The sequence below is a fragment of the Clostridium omnivorum genome (assembly GCF_026012015.1).
Lineage (GTDB): Bacteria > Bacillota > Clostridia > Clostridiales > Clostridiaceae > Clostridium_AX > Clostridium_AX omnivorum.
Genome location: NZ_BRXR01000001.1, coordinates 3,767,501 through 3,779,704, shown reverse-complemented (window position 1 = coordinate 3,779,704; position 12,204 = coordinate 3,767,501). Strand labels below are relative to the sequence as shown.

The window sequence follows — 12,204 nt, the reverse complement described above, 5'->3', positions numbered from 1 at the left end:
TAATTATCAAAGAGGTGAAAATGGTGCAAGAGTTTTTAAATAAATTTACCTTATCAATAAAAAATAATCTTAAAGGCATAATTTTAATTTTAATAGCTTCTATCTTCACTGCAGTTGGACAACTATTTTGGAAGTTATCTAATGGAACAAATATTATGCTATTACTCATTGGCTTTATGTGTTATGGTCTTGGAGCAGTATTGATGATTTTGGCCTTTAGATATGGAAGTTTATCTGTTATTCATCCTATGCTTAGTTTCGGCTATATTATAGCTATCTTTCTTGGTACTGCTGTATTAAATGAACAAATCACACCATTAAAGTTGATTGCCATTGCAATCATTATGATTGGTGTTGTACTTATTGGAGGCGGAGATGTATAAGTATTTTTTATTATGTATAGCGTTTACCCTTGTTGGGGCATTTGGTGGATACTTTTTCAAAAAAGCTACTTCCACTTCTAGCTCATTGCTTAAAATATTATTTAGCCCTTTTTTGTATATTGGTGGAACATTTTATGTAATAGGAGCAATTCTAAATATAATTGTTCTTAAGGGATTAAGTTATACTGTAGTACTTCCACTTACATCAATAACTTACGTTTGGACTATTTTTATATCTTATTTTTTACTAAAAGAGAAAATTTCCTTAAAGAAGATACTAGGAATTATTTTTATAATAATCGGTGCAATAATATTAGGCCTTTCCAGTTAAATGCCTAATTAATCTATAAGGCTGAGACTATAAAACAACTAATTGTTTCCGTAGTCTTAGCCTTTTTACTCTTCTACCTGCCCCCTGATTCTACTCTAAATTCCAAAACTGAAAGAGAACTACTCATCATACCACATATTGATTATTGAATAACCATCAGAATCTCCGTATAATCTTCATTACTGGGGAATGAATCATATTTAATTATCATACAAACAGGGGGAATATTCACATGAAAAAAACTAAATATATACTTCTTGCTTTAGGCTTTACATTTACATTTTCATTCTCACTATTTTCATATAAAAATGTGTATGCAGCTACACAAACACAAATTTCAAGATCTAGTGCTGAAAGCAGAGCTATAAACATGATGGACCTAAAATGGACTTATAATAGAAGTAAAAACGGAGTTCCGAATGTAAATTACTCAAGCTTCATAACACAACCTAATCAGCTGCAGAATATAGATAGTGGAGTTATAACAGGTATTCCTTATAACTGGGGTGGCCAAGACGGTTTAGATTCTCATTCCTACTCTGCAAATTGGAGTAATTTTTTAGATGCGGTTGATAAGGGAGCATATATAGGAAATGTAAATACTGAGGCCGGTTACGGATTAATTCCTGGTACCGCTGGCATTGATTGTTCCGGTTTTGTACAAGCAGTTTTCAATATAAATGATTCAAAAATATCTACCTCAACTATGTTTAATGCCTATTTCACTAAAATATCTACTAGCGATCTCAAACACATGGATATTTTGGACAGACCTGGAGATCATGTTGTAATTTTTGATAAGTGGGGTACTTTAAATGGAATAAATGGTGCCTTCACGTATGAATCTACTCCTGATCAGGTTTTTGGTGGTATTCAGGGTACAAAAAGATACTTTATTACTATGGATGATATAAATAATGGATATGTAGCAGGTAGATATGTAAATATTATTGAAGACTCAGCTACACCTACTCAAAGTCCAAATAGTACTACTTTAAATTCTGGCAGTTATGCTAAAGTTTCAAATGTAAATTACTATGCAAATTTTAGAGCAAATCCAACTACTTCATCTGCCTTAATTGGCACTGTACCAAAAAATACAGTAGTTTATTTGATAAGTTCAAATTCAGGATGGTTTCAAATAAACTATAATGGTCAGATTGGATGGATATGGGGAAATACCCTTTCATCAATTCCTGCTTCCAAATATGTTGCATTAAACAATGCATATATGCTTAATGTAAGAACTACTCCAGATGCTGCTTCAACTATTTTAGGCACTTTAAATCAAAATCAATACGCTGAAGTATTAGATTCTTCTTCTAATGCTGAGTGGTATAAAATTAGTATAAATGGAATACAAGGATGGGCATACAAGAGTTATTTAAAATATATATACTAATCTAGATAAGTCTGATTATCATTTACTAATGCAATAAAAAAGATTCGTAAATTGCGAATCTTTTTTTGTTGTTTTTATATTTAATTGATACTTACTGTTATAACAGTTATATTAGGCCAAACAAAAATCTAATGAAACGTCAGTTAATTCTTATGAGCTACTAAAGTAAATGTTTTAGGAATTCCTTTATCAAACACCTCAGAAGACAAGTTAGGCTCTTCTCTTAGCACGTCAATGACTAAACCTTCCTTAGCTACAGCTGTAACCACTTCCCCCAAAGTCCATTTTCTTAATTTCACTTTAATAAGCTCTTTGTTTTCTTCAGAATCCTTTATGTATTTTGAAAAGGCACTATCCCTTTCTTCTATTGTAGTATCAAAGTAATTACCGATAACTTTATGCTTTCGTACTTTTGCTGTACTTCCCCTTGACGAGATAAGTTTTGTTGATACGGGATGAAAATCTCTAATGATAGCAGTTCCACCTTCCTTAAGAAGTTGTTTAATTACATCTATAAATGGTTGCAAATCAGTAAAATAATGCAAAATTCCTTGTTCTGCAAACACAATATCAAATTTATGTGATAAATCCTCCATAGGTAATTCCAATACATCACTTACAATATAGTCAATTTTAACCTCTGCTTTTTCTGATAAATCCTTTGCGTAAGCAGCATTTTCCTCTGAAAAATCTACAACTGTCACATTTGCTCCCAGTAAAGCTAACGCTACAGCTTTAGTTCCATTTGAACCCATTAAGTTCATTACATTCTTTCCTTTTACTACTCCAAAAAATTCATATATTGGATAAAGCTTTGCACTTGGATTTTTTTTAATTCTTTCAGCGCAATCTTCTGGATCTCCAAATCTCTCAATCCAAGCATCATATGTATCTTGATTCCAGGCCTTTTTATTTATTTCATTTAGTTCAAAGCTCATGTAAAATCCTCCTAAGTAAATAGCCGTTATATTTAATTATATATTCTTACATATTTTTATTCAATTCTAAAGTAAATAATCAAATAAAATAATAAAAAAAGCCCGGAATATCCGAGCTTCTATTTATACAAGAAAAGAACCAAAAAGCATTACTGTAAAAAAACTTTCTAAGAAAAGAGACACAGAAAAAGGTAATGATATTGTGATATTCCCTTCATCTTTTTTATAATTAAAATACCCTGGAATATAAAAGACTGCACTAATCAATATACAAATTCCTATTCCTGCCCATGGGCTTAAAAGTTGTGGAAGCATCATTCTGTATCTCCCATAGGATATTTTATTAACAAAATAACATTTTATTAATGTTGCTATAATACAAGCAAATATAAACGCAAAATGTCTCCCTTTTTTACTTAATCTATACTCTAGCACTGTTAGAATTGCAGCTATAAGCAAGCATGGTAATACCCACAGCATACTATAGATAATAATATATCCTGAACTATATATCATACTGTCTAAAGTGTCTACCAAGGCCAATTTTAGTTCATTTATTCTTACAGTATTATTAGCCTTTTTAAAGTCTTCTCTAGAAGAAACCATATAAAGTTTATAATTATCACTACTTAAAACGTCACAAAATACGGCGGTGTCTTCACTACCACTTGCTTCCACAGATAACTCATTGGACCTTGAAAGAGGTGTAGTCTTTACAAACTTGCCATTCTTTACATCAAATTTCAGTATATCCTCAAAGCTTTTCTTTTTACCATAGTCTCTTGATGCAGTAGCTAAAATACTATTCTCTTTTCCATTTGAAAACTGCGAAATATTTGAAAGCACTATGTTCTCCCCATTAACTCTCACCGGCCCTGAATTATATTTATTAGAATCTAATGAAAAAGTTAAAAGCTTTGTATCAATAAATTCACCAGGAGAACCAGGTAACCGATATTTATACTCCATTAATACATCTACATCATTATTATTTGCAATGAGAGTAGCTTTTTGAAAATATGTATAAGTAATTTCAGGTAGAATTCCACCAATCTTTGGTTCACTAATTCTACCATTTTTAACTGTAACATACTGAATATCCCCGTTACTAGCTAGATACGCTAATATATATCCATCTTTATTTTTACTTCCCATTAAAAATCTGTAATCATATACATTTATATCTGCCTTTTTATTTTCCCTAAAATCAATTAATTCGATTTTATTCCAAAATCCTAGAGCCATCACATTATTATCAATGTGTACTACCTCAGAAACATTTTGAATTGTTTCAACTTCATCAAAATCATAATTTTCATTGCCTCTTAAATAAACAATGTTTTGAGAGTTACCAACAATTATCTGTGAAACCATAAATAAGTCCTTATCATTTGTAAATAAATAAATGTCTTTTAATTTACCAGATTTTATTGGTATAACTTTTTCAGCAATTTTCCTTCCAATAGAATCCACCTTAATTATTTTTATATTTTTGCCATCTCCATAAGCTACAGTATAACTGTCCTTATATTTAATTAGCTTAGGACTTTGAATCTTTCCCTCAGTAAGTAGCACCTCTTTAGACCATTCATTGGATGGTGGAGCTGCTCTTAGCTTAAAGTTTAAATAAAAATTAATACTAAATATAGCAATGAGCATTACTATACTTAACCCAATCATTGATTTTTTAAACATTTTTCCTCCTCCAACTTTCCATTAACCTCATAAATGAAATAAATAAATAATTTATCGCACATTTATAAAATATTTCTACTCCTAATTAAATTAATTTTGTACAATTATAGATTTATCAGGATATCCCTACACTAGAAAAGAGCCAAAAAACATTACAGTTAAAAAGCTTTCCAAAATAAGAGCTACAGAAAAAGGCAGCATAATAACTCTGTAGCCTTCCTCCTTTTTATATTTAAAATACGCCGGCATAAAGAAAGCAAAGCTAATTAATACACATATTCCTAAACCCACATAAGGATTTAGCAGTTGTGGAAGCAGCATTCCATATCTTACATAAGATATCTTATGTATAAAATACCACTTTATTAAAGTTGCAGCTATGCATAATAGTATAAATGCGTTTTGTCTCATTTTTTTATTTAGCCTATACTCTAATACTGTAAGTATCACAGCTATAAACAAACTTGGAAGTATCCAAAACATACCGTATATAATAATATAACCTACACTATATATTAGACTTTGAAAAGTATCTTCTATTGCTAATTTGATCTCATCTTTTCTTATAGTGCTATTTGCTTTTTTAAAATCCTCTCTGGTAGAAACCATATACAATTTCAAATTATCTTTGCCTATTATATCGCAAAATATGGCAGTATCCTCACTACCATTTGCATATAGAGATATCTCTTTTGATCTAGAAAGCGGAGTTGCATTCACAAAAGCACCATTTTTTGTATCAAATTTTACTATATCCTCAAAAACCTTTTTATTTCCAATAGTTCTAGACGCGGTAGCTAGAATACTATTTTCACTACCCTTTGAAAACTGTTCAATATTGGATATTATCCTCTGTTCTCCATTGAGCTTAAATTCACTATTGTCATATTTTTTAGTATTTAACGAGAATGTCAAAAGCCTTGCACCAGCATACTCATCTCTAAATTTATATTCAATTAAAACATTAGCAATATTGTCATTGACAATCATTGTTGTCCTTAGAAAATTAATTCTAGTCATTTCACTTGTATATCCGCCAAGCTTTGGATCACTAATTTTACCATCTTTAATAGTTACATAGTCAAACTCTCCGGTATCAACTAAATAACATAATATATACCCATCCTTATTTTTACTTCCCATTAAGAATCTCTCTTTAGCTACATCCTTAAAGCACTTTTGATTCTCTTTGAAATTAATAAACTCTATTTTATTATTCTGTGATAGAGCCATTGCATACTTATCGATTTGTACTACATCAGAAACATTAGGAATTGTTTCAGCTTCCTTAAATTCAAAAGTATCATTTCCTTTTAAAAAAAGTACTTTTTTTGTTTTTCCATCAATTATTTCAGAAACCATAAATAAATCATTGTCATTAGTAAACAAATGAATATCCTTTATTGTACCATCCTTTATTGGAATAGATTTTTCCTCTGTTTTTATTCCAATAGTATTAACCTTAAGTACTTTAATGTTTTTGCCGTCACTATAAACTACAATATAATTATCTTTAAACTTAATTAGCTTTGGACTACATTGAATGCTTCCTTCAGCAAGCAAAGCCTCTTTAGACCATTCATTAGATGGAGGCTCAATCCTAGTTTTAAAGTTAAAGTAAAAATGAACTCCAAATATTAATATAAACAAAATCAAGCTAATCGATATTAAAGCTCTCTTATACACCTAACCCCCTCCAAACTAAATAATGCTTGGATCTAGTGCATCGCTAAGCCCATCACCAATTAAATTAAAGCAAAGTATCACTAAAGTCATAAATAAGCCAGGTATAATAACTTGATACGGATAGAAGATAAAATTATCGTATCCTATTTTAGTAACAAGCCCTAAGCTTATTTGTGGTTCAGCAATACCACATCCTATGAAAGTTAAAAAGGCCTCGCTTAGCATAACTAATGGAATCTCAAGTGTACCAGATACAATTATAATACTAATTACATTTGATATAAGATGTTTAGTGATTATTCTAGCTGGTTCCGCTCCTAAGGCTTGAGCTGCCATAATATATTCTTGGTTGCATATTTGAAGAGTTTGTCCCCTAATTAATCTCGCTGCATTACACCATCCATTAATACTAATAGCAATTATAAGCGCTATGGCTCCAGACCTATAAAACATTGATATCACTATTGCTAATATAAAAGTAGGTATGCAAAGTAATATTTCTACAATTCTCATTATTATATTATCTGTCAGTCCGCCAAAGAAACCAGAAACAGCTCCAAAAATCGAACCTATTGCTGTATTTAAAAGTGCTCCACAAACCCCTATAAGTAGTGTTGTCTGTGTTCCATAGCAAACTCTAACAAATATATCTCTTCCAAGAAAATCTGTTCCGAATGGGTGTTCTAATGTTGGTTTAGCATTCTTCAACTTAAAGTTAGGTACATTTATACCATATTGAAATATCTTTGGTCCAATAAATATTAATGCTAGAATTGCAGCCAAAATTATTATTGATAAAATAGCAACTTTATTATTTAGCAATTTTCTTTTAGTGTTTTTCCAGTATGATGTACTAAACACTTCCTCTTCCTCTATGCAAAGGTTTTGTCCACCAACTATACGGAACTTATCTTCTAAAGCTTCTTCCATAGTAATTCCCCCTCCCCATGATATCAACCTTATGTAAAAGATAGTTTTGCAAACACAAGTATTGTAACATTGTTTGCCCAAATAAGTCAAATAATTCAAAATAATCCTAATTTAAATAAAAAGCTGAAATCTTTATTGAGATTTCAGCTTTTTATTTAATGTTTATTCTTTATTATACCTATTGCAATACCTAATATTGAGGAGTTATCTTCATTCATAGCTATAGGCTTATATTTTTTATTCTCTGGTAAAAGCATTACTATGTCTTTTTTTATACTTAGTCTTTTTAATGTAGCACTACCATCCAAGTCAGCAGCTACTATATCTCCATTTTGAGCTGAGTATTGCTTTTGAATAACTACAAAATCCCCATCATTAATGTCTGCTCCTATCATACTATCACCTTTGACTTTAAGGATAAAGCAATCTCTCATTCCTCTAAGCCAAAAGTTTGGTATATAAAAATTAGATTCAAGCTCATCATTAATATATATTGGCTCACCAGCAGCAATATCGCTGTACATTGGAATTTGTTTTACTTCATTATCTCGATATACCTCAGGTTCAGCTTCATTATTCATAATAACCTCTCCAATATTACTAGTATCAATAGTAAAATCATATTTTCTTCTATGACGTATATCAAGATATTCATAATTTTCTATAAACATCAGATTTCCACTATCCTCCTTGATGCTAATACCATCTGATACTTTAGCAGCATTATTGATTTCAAATTTATGTCTTAGCCAAAATGCCTTTGGAACTGCTTCAAATCCTAATTTGCTATATTTTCTATTTCTCTGAATCCAAGCATTTTTACTATCTTCCGCTTCAGTATTTAAAATTAACAGCAAACTTGAATAGGTTTTATTTGAACAAAGATTTTTCATAATCTCAATCTCAGCCTTTGTTAACCTTTCACTGCCATCAACTATTACATGCGTATATTTTAATCTATCTGTAGCTTCTCTCAAATAATTAAGTATATATATAATTCTATCTTCTTCATCAATATAATTTCTTTCCTTAAGCTTTTCATTATACATTTTAAAGAGTTCAAATACTACTTCTCTTCCATTGGAATTCTTCATTAACCTGCTTGGCCCTTTACCTTTTAAAGCCTTTCTTCCTATTCTATCAGCACCCTGATAATTTTCTAAATTATCATAGTTGCAGGATTTAATCCAACTTAGTTCCTCTATTAGAAAATCTGTATATGAATTTTTTAGAAGCTTTGATCTTTTATATCTACCCTTCAGTATTAAAATACACTCACTAACAATATTTCTTTTTACATTCGTATCTATTAGAATGCAGCTTTTTTTTGATTCATTATATTTGCTAATATCTAGAAACTTATTTATCATTTCTTTTTCTGTTAGAACTTCTAGACAACTTCTGTTATCTGTGAATAAAGTCATATACTGCATATAACTCCACTGCTTAATGGAATCGTATAACTCAATAACCTTTTTCTTCTCAACTTCATCTCTTACAAGCATAAGAATATTATCATTATCATAAAGGCAATAGTTATTTCTTAAATAATGTGCTCTATAAACCGCAGCAGTAGTTTTTCCTGATGACTCTCCACCTTTAATAAAACTTATGCTGCAAGGCTTGCTCTTAACTAATTTCTCTTGTGCTGCGTCTAACTTCATCCTTTTCACCGCCTATTAATATATAAACTACTACTATCATTCATTTACTATCCTGTTATTTTCAATTTGATATATATAATCTAAGTATTCTCTTTCGCTTATCAGTCTCTTATTTTCTACATAAACTTTATCACCTGCTAAGGTCTGCTTAACTACAATCTTCTGAAGTACCTTGCTGCTGCATTTTTCACAGCTACCTAGTCCAATAAATCTCCATCCAAAAAGTTTTAATGGATATTCCATATATATATGGCTACTACATTTAGGACAACTTTCATCTATTTTACTCTCATCTAACTTAAAATTTGAATAATCCCTTATCTCTATAGATGGCATATTTTTTATATCTCTAATAATATAACTTTTAACTATTCTATCATTATAAATTCTTTTAAATACTTCAGCAGTATATACAGCATCATTTAAGGCATCGTGTAAATCTTTTTTTATCCTTATATAAAATCTATCTAAAGCATTTTTTAAACTTATAGGCTTCTTTTGTGCTAGAACCTTTGTACAATATTCCTGAATATCAATATATTCCTTAAGCCAATCTAAGTTTTTATAATTATAATAATCTGCATTTCTGATAAGTTCCACTATATCATCCTTAGCCCAAGAACCAATAATAACATCCTGTCCAACAAAGTTTATAAACATTTCCATAGCATTATAAAAATTTGTTCCCTCATCTAAATCTTTGGTTTCAATGCCTGTTATTTCTGTAATCCTAGGATTTAAAAAACTAAATATTTCTGGCTTTATGTAAACCTTAAAGGTATCCATTTGTTTCATTGTCCTGTCTAACTTTACTGCTCCTATTTCAATAATTTCATTTGGACACTTAATATTTTCATATTCCGGATGTTCATTGTAATAGTCAGGATAATACTTGTCTATTTCTCTCATATTATTAAATTCTAAGTCAATTATAACATAATTCATGTCACTCACCTTCCAAATTATTATAACATATCAAAGCTAAATTAAGAATTCTGTTTATTAAAATAATCATATAAAAAGCTTATATCTAACATATGCAGATATAAGCTTTTCATATAATTATAGCTTTTTGTAAAGCAAATGACTTCCAGTATCCTTTTCAATGACTATTTCTCTATACACTCCACTTTCTACTTCATCCTTAAATCTTTTTCCATCCTCAGTATGTTCTTCTAATGGCAATTCTTCACTTGCAATATCTTTATATTCAAAAGGGTGTCCAACAGGAACTTTATTTAATTTTTCCATATCTATATGGCTTCTGTTATGCATATTTTCTCCTCCTAATAAAATAGTTATCAAATATATTATGCTCCTATCCACTAGCTTTTATTTGCAGTGAATTTTTTAACTAAAAATAACAATACTTGCTTTTTACTTGCTTGTAACCATTTAAATTTGCATAGAATATTATAAAAATAGTAATGCACTTAAACATATGCACTGCTTCATATAGCAAAACACAATTGATATGTAGTAATTTCACGAATTAATAAAACCCTTAAATGCAAATATACTAAAGAACCCTATAATTACTATCAAAATAACGAAAAGTTGGTGATACCTTTGAAAATTGGAATAATGTCAGATACACATCTTGATAAACATCCCGAAAAAATAGTTGAATATATAGATAAGTATTTTAACGATGTGGACCTTATAATTCACGCTGGTGACTACACTAATTGTAAAGTAATAGAGCTAATAAAAAGTCGTAAAAAGTTTATTGGAGTATGGGGCAATGTTGATAAACGACCTGTAAGATCTGTTTTAAATGAAAAAGAGATTATAAATGTTGAAGGTAAAAAAATAGGCATATTTCATGGTCATGGTGATAAAAAAACAACTCCGGAACGAGCCATTGAGATATTTAAGGATGATAATGCTGATATTATAATATTTGGTCATAGCCATCAGCCTTCTATTTTTACTAAAAATAAAACCCTACTGTTAAATCCAGGCTCCCTGTCTAGGAAAAGGAAGGAACCTTGGTTTTCATATATTATACTTACCATTGATAAAAATTCAATTAGTGCTGAAATGAAATTCTTCACTAAAATATGATAAGAAAAAAGCATTAAGTATTTAAACTTAATGCTTTTTATTAACCTGGCAGCGTCCTGCTTACGCAGCACTGGGCAATAAAACCTGTTAACTCCCGTTAACTACTGCCCGCAAAAGGTCATTTAGACCTTTTGCCTCTTCCACAGGGCCTCCCCTGCAGGTGAAAGTGCTGGATGCACTTTCACGGGTAACTTAGCCAGTGGCAGCTGGCTTGGTTCTGTTACCCCGTCGTACCAAGGGGAGGCAGAAATAAGAAAAAAACACTAAGCTTTTATGCTTAGTGTTTCCATTAACCTGGCAACGTCCTACTCTTCCACAGGGCCTCCCCTGCAGTACCATCGGCGCTAAGAAGCTTAACCTTCGTGTTCGGAATGGGAACGGGTGTTACCTTCTTGCCATTACCACCAGATAACTGGCTCCGTGGAGAGGACTCGAACCTCCAACCCTTCGGTTAACAGCCGAATGCTCCGCCATTGAGCTACCACGGAAAACTTACTGAAAGAATGTTATTCTCTCAAGACTGAACAGATTAAGAATATTTGGTCAAGCCCTCGACCTATTAGTATCAGTCAGCTAAACACATTACTGCGCTTACACCCCTGACCTATCAACCTTGTGTTCTTCAAGGGGTCTTACTAGCTTACGCTATGGGAAATCTTATCTTGAGGTGGGCTTCACGCTTAGATGCTTTCAGCGTTTATCCCGTCCCGACATAGCTACCCAGCCGTGCTCCTGGCGGAACAACTGGTACACCAGAGGTCAGTCCATCCCGGTCCTCTCGTACTAAGGACAGCTCCTCTCAAATTTCCTACGCCCGCGACGGATAGGGACCGAACTGTCTCACGACGTTCTGAACCCAGCTCGCGTGCCGCTTTAATGGGCGAACAGCCCAACCCTTGGGACCTACTTCAGCCCCAGGATGCGACGAGCCGACATCGAGGTGCCAAACCTCCCCGTCGATGTGGACTCTTGGGGGAGATCAGCCTGTTATCCCCGAGGTAGCTTTTATCCGTTGAGCGATGGCCCTCCCACGAGGTACCACCGGATCACTAAGCCCGACTTTCGTCCCTGCTCCACTTGTGGGTGTCGCAGTCAGGCTCCCTTCTGC

Annotated in this window: 11 protein-coding genes, 1 tRNA gene and 2 rRNA genes (1 of these 14 running past the window's edge); 4 read left to right on the top strand and 10 right to left on the bottom strand. The window is 31.9% G+C overall.

Going from position 1 to position 12,204, the window contains the following annotated elements:
* Positions 1-20 precede the first annotated feature (20 nt).
* The 3 genes from bsdE14_RS17870 to bsdE14_RS17860 all read left to right on the top strand — a co-directional run bounded on the left by bsdE14_RS17870 (position 21) and on the right by bsdE14_RS17860 (position 2,116).
* Positions 21-383: an EamA family transporter gene (locus bsdE14_RS17870; RefSeq protein ID WP_264851358.1), complete on the top strand. Its 363-nt coding sequence runs from the start codon at positions 21-23 to the stop codon at positions 381-383.
* Positions 376-714, top strand: coding sequence for an EamA family transporter (locus bsdE14_RS17865; RefSeq protein ID WP_264851357.1), 339 nt, complete (start codon positions 376-378; stop codon positions 712-714). The genes bsdE14_RS17870 and bsdE14_RS17865 overlap by 8 nt, the downstream gene beginning before the upstream one ends.
* A 232-nt stretch (positions 715-946) precedes the next feature.
* Complete coding sequence (locus tag bsdE14_RS17860) at positions 947-2,116, top strand: SH3 domain-containing protein (RefSeq protein ID WP_264851356.1); 1,170 nt, start codon at positions 947-949, stop codon at positions 2,114-2,116.
* A 143-nt stretch (positions 2,117-2,259) separates the two neighbouring features.
* Here the strand turns inward: bsdE14_RS17860 and bsdE14_RS17855 are convergent, their stop codons facing one another.
* From bsdE14_RS17855 to bsdE14_RS17825, 7 genes are all read right to left on the bottom strand, one after another.
* Positions 2,260-3,054 (bottom strand): class I SAM-dependent methyltransferase, encoded by a 795-nt coding sequence (locus bsdE14_RS17855; protein WP_264851355.1) that lies wholly within the window; start codon positions 3,052-3,054, stop codon positions 2,260-2,262.
* Between the two features lie 123 nt (positions 3,055-3,177).
* Positions 3,178-4,749, bottom strand: a complete 1,572-nt coding sequence (locus bsdE14_RS17850) for a hypothetical protein (RefSeq protein WP_264851354.1) — start codon at positions 4,747-4,749, stop codon at positions 3,178-3,180.
* Between the two features lie 126 nt (positions 4,750-4,875).
* Positions 4,876-6,435 carry a hypothetical protein gene (locus tag bsdE14_RS17845; protein WP_264851353.1) on the bottom strand — a complete coding sequence of 520 codons (1,560 nt, stop codon included), beginning with the start codon at positions 6,433-6,435 and terminating at the stop codon, positions 4,876-4,878.
* Between the two features lie 15 nt (positions 6,436-6,450).
* Positions 6,451-7,365, bottom strand: coding sequence for an ABC transporter permease (locus tag bsdE14_RS17840; RefSeq protein WP_264851352.1), 915 nt, complete (start codon positions 7,363-7,365; stop codon positions 6,451-6,453).
* A 155-nt stretch (positions 7,366-7,520) separates the two neighbouring features.
* Entirely contained in the window at positions 7,521-9,029 is a 1,509-nt protein-coding gene (lexA, locus tag bsdE14_RS17835; protein ID WP_264851351.1) for a transcriptional repressor LexA, read from the bottom strand.
* A gap of 36 nt (positions 9,030-9,065) precedes the next feature.
* The gene (locus bsdE14_RS17830; RefSeq protein WP_264851350.1) at positions 9,066-9,974 is read right to left on the bottom strand and encodes a 3'-5' exonuclease; all 909 of its coding nucleotides are present in this window, start codon (positions 9,972-9,974) and stop codon (positions 9,066-9,068) included.
* A gap of 117 nt (positions 9,975-10,091) precedes the next feature.
* Entirely contained in the window at positions 10,092-10,304 is a 213-nt protein-coding gene (locus bsdE14_RS17825) for a hypothetical protein (RefSeq protein WP_264851349.1), read from the bottom strand.
* Between the two features lie 285 nt (positions 10,305-10,589).
* On the opposite strand from bsdE14_RS17825, the gene bsdE14_RS17820 reads away from it, so the two are divergent.
* Positions 10,590-11,096 carry a metallophosphoesterase family protein gene (locus bsdE14_RS17820; protein WP_350339562.1) on the top strand — a complete coding sequence of 169 codons (507 nt, stop codon included), beginning with the start codon at positions 10,590-10,592 and terminating at the stop codon, positions 11,094-11,096.
* Positions 11,097-11,388: 292 nt separating this feature from the next.
* Here bsdE14_RS17820 and rrf read toward each other — a convergent pair.
* The 3 genes from rrf to bsdE14_RS17805 form a co-directional block, all read right to left on the bottom strand.
* Positions 11,389-11,505 (bottom strand): 5S ribosomal RNA (gene rrf, locus bsdE14_RS17815).
* A 4-nt stretch (positions 11,506-11,509) separates the two neighbouring features.
* Positions 11,510-11,584, bottom strand: a tRNA-Asn gene (locus tag bsdE14_RS17810).
* A gap of 51 nt (positions 11,585-11,635) precedes the next feature.
* Positions 11,636-12,204, bottom strand: a 23S ribosomal RNA gene (locus bsdE14_RS17805); it runs 2,339 nt beyond the window's last position.